The sequence below is a fragment of the Pseudomonas cerasi genome (assembly GCF_027983475.1).
Lineage (GTDB): Bacteria > Pseudomonadota > Gammaproteobacteria > Pseudomonadales > Pseudomonadaceae > Aquipseudomonas > Aquipseudomonas cerasi.
On record NZ_JAQJVM010000001.1, the window covers coordinates 839,335 to 862,079 of the forward strand.

Annotated in this window: 17 protein-coding genes and 3 tRNA genes; 16 read left to right on the forward strand and 4 right to left on the reverse strand. The window is 58.0% G+C overall.

Going from position 1 to position 22,745, the window contains the following annotated elements:
• The first annotated feature begins 13 nt into the window (after nt 1–13).
• Nucleotides 14–1,396, forward strand: coding sequence for a cysteine--tRNA ligase (gene cysS, locus PI739_RS03780; RefSeq protein WP_003368543.1), 1,383 nt, complete (start codon nt 14–16; stop codon nt 1,394–1,396).
• Between the two features lie 166 nt (nt 1,397–1,562).
• Here the strand turns inward: cysS and PI739_RS03785 are convergent, their stop codons facing one another.
• Nucleotides 1,563–3,416: a sigma-54-dependent Fis family transcriptional regulator gene (locus PI739_RS03785; RefSeq protein ID WP_004414071.1), complete on the reverse strand. Its 1,854-nt coding sequence runs from the start codon at nt 3,414–3,416 to the stop codon at nt 1,563–1,565.
• A gap of 299 nt (nt 3,417–3,715) precedes the next feature.
• Here PI739_RS03785 and PI739_RS03790 point away from each other — a divergent pair, with 299 nt between their 5' ends.
• From PI739_RS03790 to PI739_RS03815, 6 genes are all read left to right on the forward strand, one after another.
• Nucleotides 3,716–4,810 (forward strand): ABC transporter ATP-binding protein, encoded by a 1,095-nt coding sequence (locus tag PI739_RS03790; RefSeq protein WP_004414069.1) that lies wholly within the window; start codon nt 3,716–3,718, stop codon nt 4,808–4,810.
• Nucleotides 4,810–5,925, forward strand: coding sequence for an ABC transporter ATP-binding protein (locus tag PI739_RS03795; protein WP_004414067.1), 1,116 nt, complete (start codon nt 4,810–4,812; stop codon nt 5,923–5,925). Before PI739_RS03790 ends, PI739_RS03795 begins: the two co-directional genes overlap by 1 nt.
• A complete protein-coding gene (locus PI739_RS03800) occupies nt 5,918–6,784 on the forward strand; it encodes a carbohydrate ABC transporter permease (RefSeq protein WP_271351488.1) in 867 nt (288 codons plus the stop codon). Before PI739_RS03795 ends, PI739_RS03800 begins: the two co-directional genes overlap by 8 nt.
• 10 nt (nt 6,785–6,794) lie before the next feature.
• A complete protein-coding gene (locus tag PI739_RS03805; protein WP_004414065.1) occupies nt 6,795–7,595 on the forward strand; it encodes a carbohydrate ABC transporter permease in 801 nt (266 codons plus the stop codon).
• 12 nt (nt 7,596–7,607) lie between these two features.
• Nucleotides 7,608–7,880 (forward strand): DUF2160 domain-containing protein, encoded by a 273-nt coding sequence (locus tag PI739_RS03810; protein WP_003415748.1) that lies wholly within the window; start codon nt 7,608–7,610, stop codon nt 7,878–7,880.
• Nucleotides 7,881–7,965: 85 nt separating this feature from the next.
• Entirely contained in the window at nt 7,966–9,738 is a 1,773-nt protein-coding gene (locus PI739_RS03815; protein ID WP_004414063.1) for an ABC transporter substrate-binding protein, read from the forward strand.
• Between the two features lie 62 nt (nt 9,739–9,800).
• Here PI739_RS03815 and folD read toward each other — a convergent pair whose 3' ends face one another.
• Nucleotides 9,801–10,655 (reverse strand): bifunctional methylenetetrahydrofolate dehydrogenase/methenyltetrahydrofolate cyclohydrolase FolD, encoded by an 855-nt coding sequence (gene folD, locus PI739_RS03820; RefSeq protein ID WP_054081164.1) that lies wholly within the window; start codon nt 10,653–10,655, stop codon nt 9,801–9,803.
• Between the two features lie 293 nt (nt 10,656–10,948).
• On the opposite strand from folD, the gene PI739_RS03825 reads away from it, so the two are divergent.
• From PI739_RS03825 to PI739_RS03865, 9 genes are all read left to right on the forward strand, one after another.
• Nucleotides 10,949–11,025: transfer RNA gene (locus PI739_RS03825), tRNA-Arg, on the forward strand.
• 51 nt (nt 11,026–11,076) lie between these two features.
• Nucleotides 11,077–11,152: transfer RNA gene (locus PI739_RS03830), tRNA-His, on the forward strand.
• Nucleotides 11,153–11,208: 56 nt separating this feature from the next.
• Nucleotides 11,209–11,293 (forward strand) — tRNA-Leu (locus PI739_RS03835).
• A gap of 383 nt (nt 11,294–11,676) precedes the next feature.
• Nucleotides 11,677–12,987, forward strand: coding sequence for a trigger factor (gene tig / locus PI739_RS03840; RefSeq protein ID WP_003315274.1), 1,311 nt, complete (start codon nt 11,677–11,679; stop codon nt 12,985–12,987).
• A gap of 91 nt (nt 12,988–13,078) precedes the next feature.
• Nucleotides 13,079–13,720: an ATP-dependent Clp endopeptidase proteolytic subunit ClpP gene (clpP, locus tag PI739_RS03845; RefSeq protein WP_002552734.1), complete on the forward strand. Its 642-nt coding sequence runs from the start codon at nt 13,079–13,081 to the stop codon at nt 13,718–13,720.
• A gap of 106 nt (nt 13,721–13,826) precedes the next feature.
• Nucleotides 13,827–15,110: an ATP-dependent Clp protease ATP-binding subunit ClpX gene (gene clpX / locus PI739_RS03850; protein WP_003368559.1), complete on the forward strand. Its 1,284-nt coding sequence runs from the start codon at nt 13,827–13,829 to the stop codon at nt 15,108–15,110.
• 207 nt (nt 15,111–15,317) lie between these two features.
• Entirely contained in the window at nt 15,318–17,714 is a 2,397-nt protein-coding gene (lon, locus tag PI739_RS03855; protein WP_003368560.1) for an endopeptidase La, read from the forward strand.
• 146 nt (nt 17,715–17,860) lie between these two features.
• Nucleotides 17,861–18,133, forward strand: coding sequence for an HU family DNA-binding protein (locus PI739_RS03860; protein ID WP_002552737.1), 273 nt, complete (start codon nt 17,861–17,863; stop codon nt 18,131–18,133).
• Between the two features lie 205 nt (nt 18,134–18,338).
• Nucleotides 18,339–20,222 (forward strand): SurA N-terminal domain-containing protein, encoded by a 1,884-nt coding sequence (locus PI739_RS03865; protein ID WP_004414038.1) that lies wholly within the window; start codon nt 18,339–18,341, stop codon nt 20,220–20,222.
• 93 nt (nt 20,223–20,315) lie between these two features.
• Here the strand turns inward: PI739_RS03865 and fabI are convergent, their stop codons facing one another.
• A complete protein-coding gene (gene fabI / locus PI739_RS03870; protein ID WP_003368564.1) occupies nt 20,316–21,110 on the reverse strand; it encodes an enoyl-ACP reductase FabI in 795 nt (264 codons plus the stop codon).
• Between the two features lie 24 nt (nt 21,111–21,134).
• Nucleotides 21,135–22,745 (reverse strand): ABC transporter ATP-binding protein, encoded by a 1,611-nt coding sequence (locus PI739_RS03875; RefSeq protein ID WP_054081163.1) that lies wholly within the window; start codon nt 22,743–22,745, stop codon nt 21,135–21,137.

A 22,745-nucleotide genomic window follows, 5' to 3' on the forward strand; every position in this document is an offset into this window, starting at 1 on the left:
TGAGGGGGAGCACGTGCTTTCTATCTACAACACGCTCACCAAGAGCAAAGAAGTTTTCAAGCCGCTGGATGGCAACAAGGTGCGCATGTACGTCTGCGGGATGACCGTGTACGACTACTGCCACCTGGGCCATGGCCGCAGCATGGTTGCGTTCGATCTGGTGACGCGCTGGCTGCGCTTCAGCGGTTATGAACTGACCTATGTGCGCAACATCACCGATATCGACGACAAGATCATCAACCGGGCGCGGGAAAACGGTGAGTCGTTCGATGCACTGACCGCGCGCATGATCGGTGCCATGCACGAGGACGAGGCGCGCCTCAACATCCTCAAGCCAGACATGGAACCGCGTGCCACCGATCATATCCCCGGCATGCACGCCATGATCCAGACCCTGATCGACAAGGGCTATGCCTATGCGCCGGGTAACGGCGATGTGTATTACCGGGTCGGCAAGTTTCAGGGTTACGGCAAGCTGTCGCGCAAGAAGATCGAAGACCTGCGCATCGGCGCGCGCATCGAAGTGGACGAGTCCAAGGAGGATCCGCTGGACTTCGTGCTCTGGAAAGGTGTCAAGCCGGGCGAGCCGAGCTGGGAATCGCCCTGGGGTGCAGGACGTCCCGGCTGGCATATCGAGTGCTCGGTGATGTCGACCTGCTGCCTGGGCGAGACCTTCGATATTCATGGCGGCGGCAGCGACCTCGAGTTTCCGCACCATGAAAACGAAATCGCCCAGAGCGAAGCGGCCACCGGCAAGACCTACGCCAATGCCTGGTTACACTGCGGCATGATTCGCATCAATGGCGAGAAGATGTCCAAGTCCTTGAACAACTTCTTCACCATCCGCGACGTGCTGGAGAAATACCACCCGGAAGTGGTGCGTTACCTGCTGGTGTCGAGCCACTACCGCAGCGCGATCAACTATTCCGAAGACAGCCTGCGTGAGTCGAAGGCGGCACTTGAGCGTTTCTATCACGCGCTCAAGGGCCTGCCGCTTGCCGAGCCTGCGGGTGGCGAGGCGTTCGTCGAGCGTTTCAGCGCGGCGATGAACGATGACTTCGGTACACCTGAAGCCTGCGCGGTGCTGTTCGAGATGGTTCGCGAGATCAATCGTCTTCGTGAGTCCGATGTCGCAGCGGCGGCGGGTCTGGCGGCGCGCTTGAAGCAACTGGCCAGCGTGCTGGGTGTCCTGCAACTCGAAGCCGACGACTTTTTGCGCGCTGGCGCGGAAGGGCGGGTTAATGCGGCTGAAGTGGAGGCGCTGATTCAGGCGCGTCTGGCTGCGCGTGCCGCGAAAGACTGGGCCGAGTCCGACCGTATCCGCGACCAGATCACCGCCATGGGTGTGCTTCTGGAAGACGGCAAGGGCGGCACCACCTGGCGTCTGGCGGACTGATCAAGTAAGGCGGCTGGGTGACGCGAAGCGTCATGAAGTGCATTCCCACGCGGAGCATGGGAACGATAATGACGCGGAAGACTATCGTGCCCACGCTCAGCGTGGGCATGCTGTTCTGGACGCTCCGCGTCCTGTCCTCGATGCTCGGCCTGCCGAGCGTCGAACACTAAACGATCCGCTGTTCCCGCAACCGCTTGTACAGTGTGTTGCGGCTGACGCCCAGACGTTTGGCCAACTGTGAAATATTCCCGCCTGCCGCTTGAAACAATTGGCCGAGGTCTTCGGTCGCGTGAAGGCGCGTGGCCGATTCCTGAGTTCTGACCGGGATAGGGCATTCCTCATTCACCTGTGCATCGAGCAGAAAGTCCTCGGGCAGATGGTCAGTGCCGATCGGCTGTTCGTCGGCCAGTGCCAGCGCCACCTGAATCACACTGTTGAGCTGGCGCAGATTACCCGGCCAAGGGTGATGCTCGAATAACTCAAGTACCTCTCTGGAGAAGCCTGCACGCTGATGGGCATCACGGTGCCGCTCCCAGATTCGCTGGATAAGCGCATGCTTGTCAGTCCGCTCGCGCAGGGGAGGAAGTTCGATGCTCAGGCCGCTGATCCGGTAATAAAGATCCTGGCGGAAAAGCCCCGCTTGGACCTGATCGCGCAGGCTTCGGTTGGTGGCTGAAATCAGGCGTATGTCGACCGGATACAACTCGCTGCTGCCCAGTGGCTGAACGCAGCGCTCTTGAAGCACGCGCAGCAGCCGCGCCTGTACCGGCATCGGCATGTCGCCCACCTCGTCGAGAAACAGCGTGCCTTTGTCGGCCTTGCGGATCAGGCCGATGCTGCCCTTCTGATTGGCCCCGGTGAAGGCGCCTCTTTCATAGCCAAACAGCTCGGCCTCGACCAGTTCGGCCGGGATCGCTGCGCAGTTGACGGCGATCAGAGGCTGGCCGGCGCGCGCACTGGCCTGATGCAGGGCTTTGACAAACACTTCCTTGCCGACCCCGGTTTCCCCGTGGATCAGCAGCGGAATGTCCTTTTCCAGCAGCCGCTGCGCCTGACGCACGGCTTTTTCGATTTTTGCATCACCCAGGCTGATCGCCTCCAGGTCAAGACTCTGCGGCGCCACGGGTGCCTGAACTGGCTGTACGCTGTGCAGCTTGAGCGGCTTGCGGGTCGGCCGCTTGAGCAGGCACTGAAAGCGATTGTTGCCAAATGCATGCAATGCAAACGGACGCGCTTCGGTCTCGCTGAGCAATTGCAGGATCGGACATTTGAACAGCGTCTCGATGCTGGCGCCGGCCGGAGTCTTCCCCAGCAGGGCGTCGGCACGCCGATTGGCGCACAGGATCTGGCCGCTTTCGTCAAAAATCAGCAGGCCAGCCCATTGGCTATCGAGGTTGTTCAGACCGGTATTGAAGATCAGCTGGAAGTGGGAATCGCGGAACTGGTCGAGGATCAGGCGGTTTTCCACCGACTGGCTCATCATTTTGACCATGCCCAGCGTGTGCGAGGGTGGCAGGAAGCTGTCACTGGACACATCCAGCACGGCAATGATGCGCCTGTCGGCGTCGAAGATCGGTGAGGCCGAACCGGTCATGAAGCGATTGGCCTTGAGGAAATGCTCGTCCGGTTCGATATGGATGGCCTGTTCGCAGGCCAGCGCCGTGCCGATGGCGTTGGTGCCCGTGCCGCGTTCGCTCCAGCTGGCACCGGGCATGAAGCCCTGAGCCTGGGACGATTCGACGAAGCGTTGCGCACCCCAGGACTTGAGCAACTGACCTTGAGGGTCGGCCAGAAGAATCAGGCAGCTGGAGTTGCTGAGAATGTTTTCGTAGACCGGCAGCACCTCCTGATGGGTGGTCTGTACCAGTCCGCGATGGCGCTCCAGCAGCCTGGAAACCTCCGCCCCCGGCAGTTGGCCGAATGAGGGGCGCGTCTGATGACTGAGGCCGAAGTCCCGGCAGCGGGTCCATGAATCCTGAATGATGATGTCGTGAGCAAGCGAAGCGCTGGTTTGAGACATGAGGATGCCTGCGAATATGACGTATTGTTTTTGTTTTTAGGTCCCGTCGGCGTGACCATCCTTGCCCGCAACGTCCGTCCAGTGTCGTTCAGTTTTGTTCAAAGTCAATGTTCATTTTGTTCAAGTGTTCAGTATTTTCTGTTCATTATTGTTCAGCTGTGAAAGGTGTTTCGTCCCCTGAATACGGGCGAACGCTCTGTTTCGGGCCTCACCGGCGATCCGCCTGAGCTGGCACGAATGTCGCTATCTGCAAACAGTCACGCATTCACCCTTAAGAAAAAAACAACAAAGGGCACGCCATGTCACTCACGCTGGAGCATGTCAGTCGCGCCGTCGATGGCCAGGTCTGGATCGACGACGCCTCCCTGAGCTTTGAGCCGGGATCATTCAACGTTCTGCTGGGGCGCACCCTGTCCGGCAAAACCAGCCTGATGCGCTTGATGGCCGGGCTGGACAAGCCGGACAGCGGGCGAGTGCTGATGAACGGGGTCGATGTCACCCATCGTCCGGTTCGTCTGCGCAACGTCTCGATGGTTTATCAGCAGTTCATCAATTACCCGAGCATGACGGTGTTCGAAAACATCGCCTCGCCGCTGCGTCAGGCCGGTCTGTCCAAAGATGTGATCCACAGCCGGGTGCAGGAAACCGCGAAGATGTTGCGCATCGAAAAATTCCTGCAACGCCATCCCCTCGAACTGTCCGGTGGGCAGCAGCAGCGCACCGCGATGGCCAGAGCGCTGGTCAAGGACGCCGAGCTGATCCTCTTCGATGAACCGCTGGTCAACCTCGATTACAAGCTGCGCGAAGAGCTGCGCCAGGAAATGCGTGAGCTGTTCGCCGCTCGCCATACCATCGCCATCTACGCCACTACCGAGCCCAATGAAGCGCTGGCGCTGGGCGGCACCACCACCATCCTGCATGAAGGGCGGGTGGTGCAGAGCGGCAAGACCCCTGAGGTCTATCATCGACCCGCGACTGTGCTGGCCGCCGAGCTGTTCTCCGAACCGCCGATCAACCTCATGCCGGGCCGTATAGACGGCAATGAAGTCAGCTTCGCCAACTTCGTGCATTTCCCGCTCAACGTCGACCTGCGGGCTGTCGGCGACGGCGAATATCGTTTCGGCGTGCGCCCCAGCCATTTGAGCCTGGTGCCGTCCAACGATGACGATCTGGAACTGGCGGTCACCGTCGAGCTGGCGGAAATCAGTGGTTCGGAAACCTTCCTGCATGTGCGCAACGAGCTGTTCTCGCTGGTCCTGCATCTGCCAGGCGTGCATGCCTACGACGTCGATGCGGCGATTCGGGTGTACATCCCGACCCACAAACTGTTTGTATTCGATCAGCAGGGCGGCCTGATTCAGGCGCCGGGCCTGCGTATGGCGAGGGTTGCCTGATGGCCGAGATCCGCTTGCAGAACCTTGCGCACAGCTACAGTGCCAAGCCCGGTCCTGACGACTATGCAATTCGCGAGATGAGCCACGTCTGGGAGCAGGGTGGTGCTTACGCGCTGCTCGGGCCTTCCGGGTGTGGCAAGTCAACCCTGCTCAACATCATTTCCGGTCTGCTCAGTCCGTCGCAGGGCCAGGTGCTGTTCGACTCGAAAGTAGTCAATGAGCTGCCCCCGGAGCGTCGCAACATCGCTCAGGTTTTCCAGTTTCCAGTGATCTACGACACCATGACGGTGTTCGATAATCTGGCCTTTCCGTTGCGCAATCAGGGCCTGGACGAGGCGCGGATTCTCATCAAGGTCAACGAAATTGCCGATGTCCTGGACCTGCAGCCGCTGCTGAAAAAGAAAGCGCGCAACCTCAGCGCGGACGAAAAGCAGAAAGTCTCCATGGGTCGCGGGCTGGTGCGCGATGACGTGTCGGCGATCCTCTTCGACGAACCGTTGACTGTGATCGACCCACACCTGAAGTGGAAGCTGCGGCGCAAGCTCAAGCAGATCCACGAGCAGTTCAATATCACCATGGTCTACGTCACTCACGATCAACTGGAGGCGTCGACTTTCGCCGACAAGATCGCCGTGATGTATGGCGGTCAGATCGTCCAGTTCGGCACGCCGCGGGAGCTGTTCGAGAAGCCGTCGCACACCTTTGTCGGCTATTTCATCGGCAGCCCGGGGATGAATCTGATTGACGTTACGCCGCAGCCGGGCGGCGTCGGTTTTGCGGATATTCACCTGCCGCTGCCTGAGTCGTTGCAGCAACGGCTCGCCAATACACCGTGGAAAAGTCTGAAAGCAGGCATTCGTCCCGAGTTCGTTCATGTCTGGGACGGACCTTACGACGATGCGATGTGTGCCGACGTGACCTATGTGGAAGACCTCGGCACCTACAAGATCATCACCCTGAAACTGGGTGGGCAACTGCTGAAGGTGCGGCTGCAGGAAGACAAACCGGTGCCGCAAGGCCAGGCCTGGATCAGCTTTCCGGGGCAATGGCTGATGCTCTATGCAGATGATTACCTGATCGAAGCCGGCCCTGCCAGTGAGGTGTCCCATGCGTAAGGTTCAGAACAACAAGGCCTGGTGGCTGGTGATGCCGGTGTTTCTGCTGGTGGCATTCAGCGCGATTATCCCGATGATGACTGTGGTCAACTATTCAGTGCAGGACATCTTCGACCAGTCCAGCCGCTATTTCGTAGGCACTGACTGGTTCCGGCAGGTCCTGCAGGACCCGCGTCTGCATGACTCGCTGCTGCGTCAGTTCATTTATTCGGGCTGTGTACTGCTGATCGAGATCCCGCTGGGTATCGCGATTGCCCTGACCATGCCGACCAAAGGGCGCTGGTCGTCGTTGTGCCTGATCGTGATGACCATTCCACTGCTGATCCCGTGGAACGTGGTCGGCACGATCTGGCAGATCTTCGGCCGTGGTGATATCGGTTTGCTGGGGTACACGCTGAACAACGTGCTGGGCATCAACTACAACTACGCCGCCAATGCCTCGGATGCCTGGGTGACGGTGCTGGTCATCGATGTCTGGCACTGGACCTCGCTGGTGGCCTTGCTTTGCTATTCAGGGTTGCGGGCAATTCCGGATGTGTATTACCAGGCGGCACGCATCGATCGTGCGTCCGGTTGGGCGATCTTCCGGCACATCCAGTTGCCGAAGATGAAAAGCGTGCTGCTGATCGCGGTGATGTTGCGCTTCATGGACAGCTTCATGATCTACACCGAGCCGTTCGTGCTGACCGGTGGCGGGCCGGGCAACTCCACTACTTTCCTCAGTCAGACCCTGACCACCATGGCGCTCGGGCAGTTCGACCTGGGGCCTGCGGCCTCGTTCTCGCTGGTGTATTTCCTGATCATTCTGTTGGTGTCATGGGTGTTCTACACCGCCATGACTCACAGCGAAAAGAATTGAGGGGCTGGTCATGAGTCTGCGCAAAACCATACCGCTGTGGATTTACCTGTTGTTTCTGCTGGTGCCGATCTACTGGCTGATCAACATGTCGTTCAAGACCAATACCGAGATCCTGGGTGGCCTGACCCTGTGGCCGCAGGATTTCACCCTGGCCAACTACAAGGTGATCTTCACTGACGAGAGCTGGTACAGCGGCTACCTCAACTCGCTGTACTACGTGTGCCTCAATACCGTGATATCGCTGAGCGTCGCACTGCCGGCAGCCTATGCGTTTTCACGCTATCGTTTTCTCGGCGACAAGCACCTGTTCTTCTGGCTGCTGACCAACCGCATGGCACCACCGGCAGTCTTCCTGCTGCCATTTTTCCAACTGTATTCGTCCATCGGCCTGTTTGACACGCACATCGCCGTTGCACTGGCGCACTGTCTGTTCAACGTTCCGCTGGCCGTATGGATTCTGGAGGGTTTCATGTCAGGTGTTCCCAAGGAAATCGATGAAACGGCCTACATAGACGGTTACAGCTTTCCCAAGTTTTTCGTGAAGATTTTCATTCCACTGATTGGCTCGGGTATCGGGGTCACCGCGTTTTTCTGCTTCATGTTCTCCTGGGTCGAGCTGTTGCTGGCGCGCACCCTGACATCGGTGAACGCCAAGCCGATCGCTGCGGTGATGACCCGCACCGTCTCGGCATCGGGTATCGATTGGGGGGTGCTGGCGGCGGCAGGGGTGTTGACCATTCTGCCGGGCATGCTGGTGATCTGGTTCGTTCGCAACCATGTGGTCAAGGGCTTTGCTCTTGGTCGTGTCTGAGGAGTCGAAAAAATGGAGTGGATGTCCTGGACACTGCCCACTGCGGCCTTCTTTATCAGTATTGCGCTTCTGCTGGCAGGAATGACCGTATGGGAATTGCGCTCGGCAAGTATCGAGCGCCGCGGTTTTCTGCCGATTGCCACCACGCGTGGCGACCGTCTTTTCATTGGGCTTTTAGGTAGCGCTTATCTGCATTTGCTGGTGATCGGCGCGACGGACTGGAGCATCTGGATCGCTTCTGGGGCTTCCCTGGTGTGGCTGTTGGTGGTGATGCGTTGGGGTTAGAGGGCGGCCGGGCGTGGTTGCCGGGGTGATCCGGTCGGCAGTATTGAAAAAAGCGGGACTACATGAAAGCAACCTGGAGATGACTATGTTCAATAAGAAAAACAAGCTGCAACATAGCGTGACGCTGGCAACCATGATCATGCTCAGTGGGTTGAGCGTGTCGGCGTGGGCGGATCAGTACGAAGATGCGGCGAAGAAGTGGGCGGCGAGCGAGTTCAAGCCGAGCACGCTTTCCGATGCCGAGCAGTTGAAAGAGCTGGAGTGGTTCATCGAAGCTGCCAAGCCGTTTCGTGGCATGGACATCAAGGTGGTGTCGGAAACCCTGACCACCCATGAATACGAGTCCAAGACCCTGGCCAAGGCGTTCACCGAAATCACCGGTATCAAAGTCACCCATGACTTGCTGCAGGAAGGTGATGTCATCGAAAAGCTGCAGACCGCCATGCAGTCGGACAAGAGTATCTACGACGGCTGGGTCAACGACTCGGACCTGATCGGTACGCACTTTCGCTACGGCAAGGCCCTGTCTCTGACGGATCTGATGGCCAGTCCGGAAGGCAGCAAAGTCACGTCGCCGACGCTGGACCTGAAAGACTTCATCGGCACCTCGTTTACCACTGCTCCGGATGGCAAGCTTTATCAACTGCCTGACCAGCAGTTCGCCAACCTGTACTGGTTCCGTGCCGACTGGTTCGAACGTCCCGACCTGAAAAAGAAATTCAAGGACAAGTACGGCTATGAGTTGGGCGTTCCGGTCAACTGGTCGGCTTACGAGGACATCGCCAAATTCTTCAGCGAAGACGTCAAGGAGATCGACGGCAAGAAAGTCTTCGGGCACATGGACTATGGCAAGAAAGACCCGTCACTGGGCTGGCGTTTCACCGATGCCTGGTTCTCCATGGCCGGCAGCGGCGACAAGGGTTTGCCTAACGGTCTGCCGGTGGATGAGTGGGGTATTCGCGTCGAAGACTGCCATCCGGTCGGCTCCAGCATTACCCGCGGTGGCGACACCAACGGCCCGGCGGCAGTGTTCGCTACGCAGAAATACATCGACTGGCTGAAAGCCTATGCGCCGCCGGAAGCGGCGGGCATGACCTTCTCCGAATCCGGGCCGGTGCCGTCGCAGGGTAACGTCGCGCAACAGATTTTCTGGTACACCGCCTTTACCGCCGACATGACCAAGCCGGGCCTGCCGGTAATGAATGCTGACGGCACGCCGAAGTGGCGCATGGCGCCTTCGCCAAAAGGCCCTTACTGGAAGGAAGGCATGAAGCTTGGCTACCAGGATGTGGGTTCATGGACGTTCCTGAAGTCGTCCGACGAGAAAAAGCGTCTGGCCGCCTGGCTGTATGCGCAGTTCGTGACCTCGAAAAGCGTTTCGCTGAAGAAAACCATCGTCGGCCTGACGCCGATTCGCGAGTCGGACATCAACTCCAAGGAAATGACCGCGCTGGCGCCCAAGCTGGGAGGTCTGGTGGAGTTCTATCGCAGCCCGGCCCGCGTTCAATGGTCGCCTACCGGCACCAACGTGCCTGACTATCCGAAGCTGGCACAGCTGTGGTGGAGCCATGTGGCCGAGGCGGTCACTGGCGAGAAGACTGCGCAGGAGGCCCTCGACGGTCTGGCCAAGGACCAGGATGCAATCATGACGCGCATTGAGCGCTCCAAGGTTCAGGAAGCCAGCAAGTGTGCGCCGAAGATGAATCCGGAAACCACCGCGGAAGCCTGGTACAAGAAGGCCGAAGAGAGCAACGGCAAGTTCCTCGCGCCACAGCGCAAACTGGCCAACGAGAAACCCAAGGGTGAAACCATCGCCTACGCTGACCTGCTGAAAAGCTGGGAGGCTGGCAAGAAGTAAGGTTTTGTCGAGGTAAAAAAAACGGCACCTTGAAGGTGCCGTTTTTTATTGCTGCAGGCTGATCAGTCGTGCAGGGTTTCTGCGGCGTACAGCGTGTTTTCCAGCAGGCAGGCGCGGGTCATGGGGCCAACGCCGCCCGGAACCGGAGTGATCCAGCCGGCGCGGGGCAGGGCGGTCTCGTAAACCACGTCGCCTACCAGCTTGCCGTCTTCCTGGCGATTGATGCCGACATCGATGACGATGGCACCTGGCTTGATCCATTCGCCTTTGACAAGGCCTGGCTTGCCGGCGGCAACCACCACCAGATCGGCACGACCTACATGGCCTGCCAGATCCTTGGTGAAACGGTGGGTCACCGTGACGGTGCAGCCCGCCAGCAGCAGTTCCATTGCCATTGGGCGACCGACGATGTTGGACGCACCGACGACGACGGCATCCAGCCCGTACAGGTCGACACCGGTGCTTTCCAGCAGGGTGATGATGCCTTTTGGGGTGCACGGGCGCAGCAGCGGGATGCGCTGGGCGAGACGGCCCACGTTATAAGGATGGAAACCGTCCACGTCCTTGTCCGGGCGAATGCGCTCCAGCAGCAGCGAAGCATCGAGGTGCGCAGGCAAGGGCAGTTGCAGCAGGATGCCGTCGACAGCGGCATCCTCGTTGAGGCGGTCGATCAGATCGGTCAGTGCGGTCTGAGTGGTCTCAGCGGGCAAGTCGTAGGCCTGGGAGATAAAGCCTACTTCCTCGCAGTCCTTGCGCTTGTGAGAGACATAGACCTGGGACGCGGGGTCGCTGCCGACCAGAATCACCGCGAGGCCCGGCGTACGCAGACCTTGCTGGCCACGTTCGGCGACACGTTTGGCGATCTGCTGGCGCAGGCTGGCGGCGATCGCCTTGCCGTCGATTAGTTTTGCAGTCATGACGCGTGATTAACCATCGAGAGGAAATAAAATGAGCGCGCATTCTCGCATGACATGGCGCGAGGGCAAAGGCGATTGCTTTGTATATTCAGCTAACTCCTTTATCTAGCTGAATTTTTTTCAAAAAAAGGTTGACGACCCCAGGGGCCGTCTATAAGATTCGTCGCACTTGCCGGGCAGAGCCCAGCACTGGTTAAGCTAGCACTGGTTGATTCGGTCAGGCAGAGTTGCAAATCAGCTCGGTGTGATTGAAAGCCTTTTAGTTTGTTATCGCAAGAATACAAATTATATAAGTGCCCGTAGCTCAGCTGGATAGAGCATCCGCCTTCTAAGCGGATGGTCGCAGGTTCGAGTCCTGCCGGGTGCGCCATTTAAGGCAGCTTTGGCACAGCAAGTAAGTTTTATCGTCACGCGCAATATGGTGGGCGTAGCTCAGTTGGTAGAGCACAGGATTGTGACTCCTGCGGTCGTGGGTTCGAACCCCATCGTCCACCCCATATTAAGAAGGGCGCCAGATTCATAGTCTGGCGCCTTTGCTTTAAAAGTCTGAAATGCGGATGTGGTGGAATTGGTAGACACACTGGATTTAGGTTCCAGCGCCGCAAGGTGTGAGAGTTCGAGTCTCTCCGTCCGCACCAGGATAAATGTAGCCGACTATCAGTGTTTCGGTTGCAAAAAGGTACAAAAAGAAAGCCGCCTAGTGCGGCTTTTTTTGTTTTGGCGTATTCGTTCCATCGCCTCGCTGGTCCGTCGGCCCTGTCGCCGTCGGTCGATCGAGGCTTGCTATGCAGATGGATTCGGTCATCGTCCGGTGCAGATGCTTCCTTATATAGGGGCCGTGCCAGACACGTCGCGAGTGATGCGAGGTGTTTTCCTTTCTCCTCCGGCTGCAGGCCGATTCCTTCTTGTTAACCCGCCCTTTTTCAGTAGGGTGACTTCTTGAGTTTGACCCACTAGAATGCATGCCCTTGATTCTGGGGTCGGAAACGGCCGGCTAACGTCTGTGCAACGAGGAATATCCATGCAAGTTTCTGTTGAAAATACTTCCGCTCTTGAGCGCCGCATGACCATTGGCGTGCCTGCCGAGCGCATCGAGACCGAAGTCAACAAGCGTCTGCAACAGACCGCGCGCAAAGCCAAGATCCCGGGCTTCCGCCCTGGCAAGGTGCCTATGAGCGTGATTCGTCAGCGTTACGAGGACGGCGCACGTCAGGAAGCACTGGGCGATCTGATTCAGGCTACTTTTTATGAAGCTGTGGTTGAGCAGAAGCTGAACCCGGCTGGTGCTCCTGCTGTAGAGCCCAAGTCGTTCGAAAAAGGCAAAGATCTGGAATACGTGGCTACTTTCGAAGTATTCCCGGAATTCACCGTTGCCGGCTTCGATAGCATCTCCGTAGAGCGCCTGTCTGCCGACGTGGCCGACAGCGATCTGGACAACATGCTTGAAGTGCTGCGCAAGCAGAACGTTCGTTTCGAAGTGGCTGATCGTGCTGCCCAGAACGAAGACCAGTTGAACATCGATTTCGTCGGCAAGGTCGACGGCGAAGTGTTCGCTGGCGGTTCCGCTACCGGTACCCAGCTGGTTCTGGGTTCGGGCCGCATGATTCCTGGTTTCGAAGACGGTCTGGTTGGCGCCAAGGCCGGTGAAGAGCGCGTTCTGAACGTGACCTTCCCAGAGGACTATCAGAACCTCGAGCTGGCCGGCAAGGCTGCCGAGTTCACCGTGACCGTCAACACCGTTTCCGAGCCAAAGCTGCCTGAGCTGAACGAAGAGTTCTTCAAGCAGTTCGGTATCAAGGAAACCGGTATCGAAGGCTTCCGCACCGAAGTTCGCAAGAACATGGAGCGCGAGCTGCGTCAGGCGATCAAGTCCAAGGTCAAGAATCAGGTCATGGACGGTCTGCTGGCCGCCAACCCGATCGAAGTGCCCAAGGCGCTGCTGGAAAACGAAGTCAACCGTCTGCGTGTGCAGGCCGTTCAGCAGTTCGGTGGCAACATCAAGCCTGACCAGCTGCCGGCAGAGCTGTTCGAAGAGCAGGCCAAGCGCCGCGTCGAGCTGGGTCTGATCGTTGCCGAGGTCGTCAAGCAGTTCGACCTCAAGCCTGATGATGCTCGCGTTCGCGAAATGATTCAGGAAATGGCCTCTGCCTATCAGGAGCCTGAGCAGGTCGTTGCCTGGTACTACAAGAACGAGCAGCAAATGAACGAGGTACGTTCTGTTGTGCTTGAAGAGCAAGTTGTAGATACTGTTTTGCAGAAAGCTAGCGTGACCGACAAATCGGTCTCCTACGAAGAAGCTGTCAAGCCGGTGGAAGCTCCAAAAGCCGACTGATTTCTCTTTTCGTGCGAAAACACCCACAAGCCAGCCTTCGCGCTGGCTTGTGCGTATTCAAGACTCGACTATTTGGGAGTGAATGCAGGACATGTCCCGCAATTCTTATATTCAGCAGAACTCTGACATCCAGGCCGCTGGCGGCCTGGTCCCGATGGTTATCGAGCAGTCCGCCCGTGGCGAACGCGCCTATGACATCTATTCGCGCCTTCTCAAGGAGCGAGTCATCTTTATGGTGGGTCCGGTAGAGGACTACATGGCCAACCTTATCGCGGCGCAACTGCTTTTCCTTGAAGCGGAAAACCCGGACAAGGATATCCATCTCTACATCAACTCGCCGGGCGGTTCGGTGACTGCAGGCATGTCGATCTACGACACCATGCAGTTCATCAAGCCGGACGTTTCGACCATCTGTATCGGTCAGGCTTGCAGCATGGGTGCATTCCTGCTGGCCGGCGGTGCAGAAGGCAAGCGTCACTGCCTGCCCAACTCGCGAATGATGATTCACCAGCCGCTGGGCGGTTTCCAGGGGCAGGCGTCGGACATCGACATCCATGCCAAGGAAATCCTGCACATTCGTCACCGTCTCAACTCGCTGCTGGCTCATCACACCGGCCAGAGCCTCGAAACCATCGAGCGCGATACCGAGCGTGATAACTTCATGAGCGCAGAGCGTGCAGCCGAATATGGCCTGATCGACTCGGTGATCAACAAGCGTCAAATGCCTGCCTAAGCGGCTCAAAATGTAGGGGGTCGGGACAACCGACCGCCTGCGGACTTGAAAAAGCCCGCAATAGCCTTCATCTTGTGTTGCAAGCCTACCGGATTGGATCGATCGAATGACTGACACCCGCAACGGCGAGGACAACGGCAAATTGCTCTATTGCTCCTTCTGTGGCAAAAGCCAGCATGAAGTGCGCAAATTGATTGCCGGCCCCTCGGTCTTTATCTGCGACGAGTGCGTCGACCTGTGCAACGACATCATCCGTGAGGAGGTGCAGGAAGCCCAGGCCGAAAGCAGCGCGCATAAATTGCCTTCGCCAAAAGAAATCAGCGGCATCCTTGACCAGTATGTAATCGGTCAGGAGCGTGCCAAAAAGGTTCTCGCAGTAGCGGTGTACAACCACTACAAGCGTCTGAATCAGCGTGACAAGAAGAACGACGACGTCGAACTGGGCAAGAGTAACATCCTGCTGATCGGACCTACGGGTTCCGGCAAGACGTTGCTGGCCGAAACTCTGGCTCGCCTGCTCAACGTACCGTTCACCATCGCTGACGCCACCACCCTGACCGAAGCCGGTTATGTGGGTGAGGACGTCGAAAACATTATCCAGAAGCTGTTGCAGAAATGTGATTACGATGTCGAGAAGGCCCAGATGGGTATTGTCTACATCGACGAAATCGACAAGATTTCGCGCAAATCCGACAACCCTTCGATCACTCGTGACGTGTCCGGTGAAGGCGTGCAGCAAGCCTTGCTGAAACTGATCGAGGGCACCGTGGCTTCCGTTCCGCCTCAAGGTGGTCGCAAGCACCCGCAGCAGGAATTCCTGCAGGTGGACACGCGTAATATCCTCTTTATCTGCGGTGGCGCCTTCTCGGGCCTGGAAAAGGTCATTCAGAACCGTTCCACCCGTGGCGGCATCGGCTTCAACGCCGAGGTTCGCAGCAAGGAGGAGGGCAAGAAGGTCGGCGAGTCGCTGCGTGAAGTCGAACCTGACGATCTGGTCAAGTTCGGTCTGATCCCCGAGTTCGTGGGCCGTCTGCCGGTGCTTGCAACGCTGGACGAGCTGGATGAGGCTGCTTTGATACAGATCCTCACCGAGCCGAAGAACGCACTGACCAAGCAGTATGCCAAGCTGTTCGAGATGGAAGGTGTGGACCTCGAGTTCCGTACCGATGCGCTGAAATCGGTTGCCCGTCGCGCGCTGGAGCGCAAGACCGGTGCCCGTGGCCTGCGTTCGATTCTCGAGGGCGTGCTGCTCGACACCATGTACGAAATCCCGTCGCAAAGCGATGTGAGCAAGGTGGTGATCGACGAAAGCGTTATCGATGGCACGTCCAAGCCGTTGTTGATCTACGAAAACAACGAGCCGCCTGCCAAGGTTGCTCCCGACGCATAAACGCATGTTCATATGCGTGTGAAGTAATACTGAAGGGGGCCTTTTTGGTCCCCTTTTGCATTTTTAGGCTGTTCATTCGTTTTGTATGAAGAAACTGATCTTGGCGGGTCGCGCCTCTAGAGCTTGTTTTTTTCTGACGCTACCCCCATCTTGGCTTCAAGCTAATTCCATCTGTCCCGGCCAATTGGCCGCCGTAGAGGCGAAATCATGAAGACCACTATTGAATTGCCTCTCTTGCCATTGCGTGATGTCGTGGTTTATCCGCACATGGTTATCCCGCTGTTCGTGGGGCGCGAGAAGTCTATCGAAGCCCTTGAAGCGGCAATGACAGGCGACAAGCAGATCCTGCTGCTCGCGCAAAGAAACCCGGCTGACGACGATCCTGATGAAAAGGCTCTGTACAGCGTCGGCACCATTGCAACCGTATTGCAATTGCTCAAGCTGCCCGATGGCACCGTCAAGGTGCTGGTCGAAGGTGAGCAGCGTGGTTCGGTAGAGCGTTTTATCGAAGTCGATGGCCACTACCGCGCAGACGTCTCGCTGATCGACGAAGTCGATGCACCGGACCGTGAATCCGAAGTGTTCGTGCGCAGCCTGCTGGCTCAATTCGAGCAGTATGTGCAACTGGGCAAGAAGGTCCCCGCAGAGGTCCTGTCGTCGCTTAACAGCATCGATGAGCCTGGTCGCCTGGTTGACACCATGGCCGCGCACATGGCGCTCAAAATCGAGCAGAAGCAGGAAATACTCGAGATTATCGACCTGTCAGCCCGTGTCGAGCATGTGCTGGCCTTGCTGGATGCCGAAATCGACCTGCTGCAGGTCGAAAAGCGCATTCGCGGTCGCGTTAAGAAGCAAATGGAGCGCAGCCAGCGCGAGTACTACCTGAATGAGCAGATGAAGGCCATTCAGAAGGAACTGGGCGATGGCGACGAAGGCCACAACGAAATCGAAGAGCTGAAAAAGCGCATCGATGCCGCAGGTCTGCCCAAGGACGCTCTGACCAAGGCGAATGCCGAGCTGAACAAGCTCAAGCAGATGTCGCCGATGTCCGCCGAAGCGACCGTGGTGCGTTCCTACATCGACTGGCTGGTTCAGGTGCCGTGGAAGGCGCAGAGCAAGGTACGTCTGGACCTTGCGCGTGCCGAAGCGATTCTCGATGCCGACCATTACGGTCTGGACGAGGTCAAGGAACGCATCCTCGAATACCTCGCCGTGCAAAAGCGCGTGAAGAAGATTCGTGGCCCTGTGCTGTGTCTGGTAGGTCCACCGGGTGTGGGTAAAACCTCCCTGGCCGAGTCCATCGCCAACGCAACCAACCGTAAATTCGTGCGGATGGCACTCGGCGGCGTGCGTGACGAGGCTGAAATTCGTGGTCATCGCCGGACTTACATTGGTTCGATGCCAGGAAGATTGATACAAAAGATGACAAAGGTGGGCGTTCGCAACCCGCTGTTCCTGCTTGACGAAATCGACAAGATGGGCAGCGACATGCGTGGCGATCCGGCGTCGGCATTGCTCGAGGTGCTTGATCCCGAGCAGAACCACAATTTCAACGATCACTACCTTGAGGTCGACTACGATCTTTCGGACGTGATGTTCCTTTGCACGTCGAACTCGATGAACATTCCGCCAGCCTTGCTGGACCGGATGGAAGTCATTCGCCTGCCGGGCTACACCGAAGACGAAAAGATCAACATCGCCGTCAAGTACCTCTCGCCCAAGCAGATTCAGGCCAACGGCTTGAAGAAAGGTGAGATCAGTTTTGATGAGGATGCGATCCGCGACATCATCCGTTACTACACCCGTGAAGCGGGCGTGCGCGGGCTTGAGCGTCAGATTGCCAAGGTCTGCCGCAAGGCGGTCAAAGAGCACGCGATGGAAAAACGTTTCGCGGTTCAGGTCACAGCCGACATGCTCGAGCACTTCCTGGGCGTGCGCAAGTTCCGCTACGGGCTGGCAGAGCAGCAGGATCAGATCGGTCAGGTCACCGGCCTGGCGTGGACGCAGGTGGGTGGTGAATTGCTGACCATCGAGGCTGCCGTGGTATCGGGCAAGGGCCAGTTGATCAAGACCGGTTCGCTCGGGGATGTGATGGTCGAATCCATTACCGCAGCCCAGACCGTGGTTCGCAGCCGGGCTCGTAGCCTGGGCATTCCAGCTGATTTCCACGAGAAACACGACACGCATATCCACATGCCGGAAGGCGCCACGCCGAAGGATGGACCGAGCGCTGGTGTGGGCATGTGCACCGCCCTTGTTTCGGCGCTTACGCAGATCCCTGTGCGTGCGGATGTGGCAATGACGGGCGAAATTACTTTGCGTGGTCAAGTGCTGGCGATTGGTGGTTTGAAGGAAAAACTGCTGGCTGCACACCGTGGCGGAATCAAGACGGTGATCATTCCAGAAGAAAACGTGCGTGATTTGAAGGAGATTCCTGACAATATCAAGCAGGATCTGCAGATCAAGCCCGTTAAATGGATTGACGAAGTCCTGCAAATTGCGCTGCAATACGCGCCGGAGCCTTTGCCGGACGTGGCTACAGATCTGGTCGCCAAGGAAGAGAAGCGCGAGTCTGACTCTAAGGACAGAATTAGCACGCATTAAGTCTGGGCAGGCTTCCTTGACAGCTTTTTAGAGCCCTTGTTATAAAGCGGCTCTTTAAAGCAATCACTGGCAAGCCTTCCAGCGCTCGTTTTGCTTAACACCTAAAACTTAGAAACATACTCAATATAGAGATAAGGGGACTTAGAGTGAACAAGTCGGAACTGATTGATGCTATCGCTGCATCTGCTGATATCCCGAAAGCTGCTGCTGGCCGCGCGCTGGACGCAGTGATCGAATCCGTCACTGGCGCTCTGAAGGCTGGCGACTCGGTTGTTTTGGTTGGCTTTGGTACGTTCTCCGTGACTGATCGTCCTGCTCGCATCGGTCGCAACCCTCAGACTGGCAAGACGCTGGAAATCGCTGCTGCCAAGAAACCAGGTTTCAAAGCCGGTAAAGCTCTTAAAGAAGCTGTCAACTAAGCCTCTCTATGCCTTTGCCCGCTGGATCGGGCCTGTCCTGATCCAGTAGCGGAGCGGTGGTGCACTCGGTTGCGACACCGAGGGGTTCGAGCCCTACCGCTTCGTCAGTTACGAGAAGGCGCATCCTCGGATGCGCCTTTCTTCTATCCGCTTTCTACCCACGCTCCGCGGTTGGTTAGTCAGTACAACCGTTTTGGGGGACGCAATGCTGCAGAACATCAGGGACAATTCACAAGGCTGGATTGCCAAGACAATTATCGGACTCATCATCGCCTTGATGGCCTTCACCGGCATCGAAGCGATGTTTACCGCTACCAGCAACAAGCAGAACGCGGCTGAAGTCAACGGCGAGGACATCTCTCAGAATGAGTTGAGCCAGGCTGTCGACATGCAGCGCCGCCAGTTGGCTCAGCAGCTTTCGCAACAGCTGGGCAAGGATTTCGATCCTGCCATGCTGGATGAAAAGCTGCTGCGCGAATCAGCGCTCAAGGGCCTGATCGACCGCAAGCTGCTGCTGCAAGGCGCGGCGGATGCCAAGTTCTCGTTTTCCGACGCGGCACTGGATCAGCAGCTTTTGCAGACGCCTGAATTTCAGGTAGACGGCAAATTCAGCGCTGACCGTTTCGATCAGGTGATTCGCCAGTTGGGTTACAGCCGTCTGCAGTTCCGCCAGATGCTGGGTCAGGAAATGCTCATCGGTCAGGTGCGTGCAGGTGTTGCCGGCAGTGCCTTTGTAACCGACGCACAGGTTGAAGCCTTCGCACGCCTCGAAAAGCAGACCCGTGATTTCGCGTCGCTGACCCTGCCTGCCGATACCTCGGCGGTCAAGGTGACCGATGACGAAGTCAAGGCGCATTACGACGAGCATGCCAAGGAGTTCATGAGCCCTGAGCAGGTCGTACTCGACTACATCGAATTGAAGAAGTCGTCCTTCTTCGACAAGGTGCAGGTCAAGGACGAGGACCTGCAGGCGGCTTATCAGAAGGAAATCGCCAATCTGTCCGAACAGCGTCGTGCGGCACACATCCTGATCGAAGTGAACGACAAGCTGAATGACGAGCAGGCCAAGGCGAAGATTGAAGAAATTCAGCAGCGTCTGGCCAAGGGTGAGGATTTCGCGGCATTGGCCAAGGAATACTCGCAGGACCCTGGTTCGTCCAACAAGGGCGGTGATCTGGGCTACGCAGGCAAGGGTGTCTATGACCCGGCTTTCGAAGAGGCACTGTATGCCTTGAACAAGGATCAGGTTTCGCAGCCGGTGCGTACCGATTTCGGCTGGCACCTGATCAAGCTGCTGGGCGTTGAAGCACCTTCGGTGCCGACCTTTGCCAGTCTGAAAGGCAAGCTGACCAACGATTTGAAATCGCAGCTGGTTGAGCAGAAGTTTGTCGAAGTGACCAAGCAACTGGAAGACTCGGCGTTCGAATCGTCCGACCTGTCCCAGCCGGCACAGGACCTGGGCCTGAAGGTTCAGACCACTGCACCGTTCGGTCGTGAGGGCGGCGAAGGCCTGACGGCCAACCGTGCGGTCATCCAGGCGGCATTCAGCCCTGAAGTGCTGGAAGAAGGCGCCAACAGCAACACGCTGGAGCTGGATCCGGAAACCGTTGTGGTGGTGCGCTCCAAAGAGCACCTGCAACCGCAGCAGTTGCCACTTGAGAGCGTTGCCAGCTCGATTCGCGCTCAACTGGTCAAGGAACATGCTTCGGCAGCTGCCAAGGCCAAGGGCGAGGCGCTGCTGGCCGGTCTGCGTGAGGGCAAGATTCCTTTGGCTGCCAAGCAGGACGGTCGTGACTGGAAGATGATGGAAGCGGTCACTCGCAGTCAGGAAGGGGTTGACCCTCAAGTGCTGCAGACGCTGTTCCGCATGCCCAAGCCGACAGGCAAGGACAAGCCGGAATTCGCCAGCATCACTGCTTCGGATGGCAGCTTCGTGATCGTCCGTCTCAATGGCGTCAATCAGGCTGCTGCGCCGACTGACGCCGAGAAGGCACAATACCGTCGCTTCCTCGCCTCCCGCGAGGGACAGCAGGATTTCGCGGCGTACCGTGCACAGCTGGAAAGCAAGGCGAAGATCGAGAAGTTCTAGGCTCGAAACGCGTAAACAAAGAAGGCCGCTCATTGAGCGGCCTTCTTTTTGAGTCCGGAAAAGTGCCGCTCGCAAGGAGCGGCGTTTACCGTATCACTCGTCCATGCTGCCCATCGCGGTGGTGTTGAAGCCGCCGTCGACGTACATGATTTCACCGCTGATGCCCGACGCCAGGTCGGAGCACAGGAACGCGCCGGCGTTGCCGACTTCGTCGATGGTGACGTTGCGGCGCAGAGGGGTCTGCGCTTCGTTGGCCGCCAGCATCTTGCGGAAGTTCTTGATGCCTGACGCGGCCAGGGTGCGGATCGGGCCGGCCGATACAGCATTGACGCGAGTACCTTCCGGGCCGAGGCTGCCGGCCAGGTAACGAACGCCAGCTTCCAGGCTGGCCTTGGCCATGCCCATGACGTTGTAGTTGGGCATGGTGCGCTCTGCGCCCAGATAGGACAGGGTCAGCAGGCTGCCGTTGCGGCCCTTCATCATTTCGCGACCGGCCTTGGCCAGGGCCACGAAGCTGTAGGCGCTGATGTCATGAGCGATGCGGAAACCTTCGCGCGTGGTGGCTTCGGTGAAGTCGCCATCGAGCTGGTCGCCAGGCGCGAAGCCGACCGAGTGAACGATCACGTCCAGGCCGTCCCACTTCTTGCTCAGCTCTTCGAAGACCTTGTTGATCTCTTCGTCGCTGGCCACATCGCAAGGGAAGCACAGCTCAGGGCCCGAACCCCAGCCTGCTGCGAACTCTTCGACACGACCCTTGAGTTTGTCGTTCTGGTAGGTGAAGGCAAGCTCTGCGCCTTCACGATGCATGGCGGCGGCAATACCGGATGCGATGGACAGTTTACTGGCGACACCGACGATCAGGACGCGCTTACCGGCGAGAAAACCCATGTGTTGTTCCTCTTCAGGTTCAGGTTAATCGACAGCTACCGGCGCCAGGAAGGCGGCCTCCAGCAGCTGCTGTGTATAAGGATGTTGCGGTGCGGCGAAGATATCCTGCGCTGCACCCTGTTCGACCACTTGGCCTTGCTTGACCACCATCAACTGGTGGCTCAGCGCTTTGACGACAGCCAGGTCATGGCTGATGAACAAATACGTCAGGTTGTACTTGGTTTGCAGCGAGCGAAGCAGCTCGACGACCTGACGCTGTACGGTCCGGTCGAGGGCCGAGGTCGGCTCGTCCAGCAAAATCAGCGCCGGCTTCAAGACCAGCGCACGTGCAATCGCGATCCGCTGGCGTTGGCCACCGGAGAACTCGTGAGGGTAGCGGTGCCGGGTATCCGGGTCCAGACCAACCTCCCTGAGCGCTTCGATAATCGCCGTCTGCTGTTCGGCGGCCGTACCCATGCCGTGGATTCGCAAGCCTTCGCCAACGATTTCAGCCACCGACATGCGCGGGCTCAAACTGCCAAACGGGTCCTGGAAAACCACTTGCATCTGCCTGCGCAGCGGACGGATTTGCTGTTGCGACAGGGATTCTAGCGCGTTGCCCTTGAACCGTATGATGCCCTGACTGCCGATCAGTCGAAGAATCGCCAGGCCCAGCGTCGATTTGCCCGACCCGCTTTCACCCACAATACCCAGTGTTTGCCCTTGCGGCAGGCTGAAACGTATGCCGTCCACCGCCTTGACGTGGTCGACCGTACGCTTGAGCAGGCCTTTTTTGATCGGGAACCAGACTTTCAGGTCCTCGACTTCAAGCAGCGGGGCGCCGGCGGCGTTGGTCGATGGACCGCCGCTGGGCTCCGCGCTGAGCAACACTTGGGTGTAAGGATGTTGCGGCGAACGGAACAATTCTTCGCACGATGCCTGTTCGACGATGCAACCGCGCTGCATGACACATACTCGGTTGGCTATTTGCCTTACCACGTTCAAATCGTGGCTGATCAGCAGCAGTGCCATGCCCAGGCGAGCCTGCAACTGCTTGAGCAGTTCGAGGATTTTCAGCTGTACCGTCACATCCAGCGCAGTGGTCGGTTCGTCGGCAATCAGCAGCTCGGGTTCATTGGCCAGGGCCATGGCGATCATCACACGCTGACGCTGGCCACCTGAAAGCTCGTGTGGCAGTGCTTTGAGGCGTTTGTGTGGCTCAGGTATGCCGACCAGATCGAGCAGCTCCAGCGTGCGCTCGGTGGCGGCCTTGCCAGTCAGGCCCTTGTGCAGGCCCAGCACCTCGTTGATCTGTTTTTCCACTGAATGCAGCGGATTGAGCGAGGTCATCGGTTCCTGGAAGATCATGGCGATGCGGTTGCCACGGATCGAACGCAGTTTTTTCTCTTCGACTTTCAGCAGGTCTTCACCCGCGTAGCGGATCGTGCCGCTCGGGTGGCTGGCGATGGGGTAGGGCAGCAGGCGCAGGATCGAGTGCGCGGTGACTGACTTGCCCGAACCGCTTTCGCCGACCAGCGCCAGCGTTTCACCGCGACGAATATCGAAGCTGATGTTCTCGACCACCCGTTGCCGCGAGTCGCCCGTCACGAACTCGACCGCCAGATCGCGGATTTCGATCAGATTGTCATTGTTCAT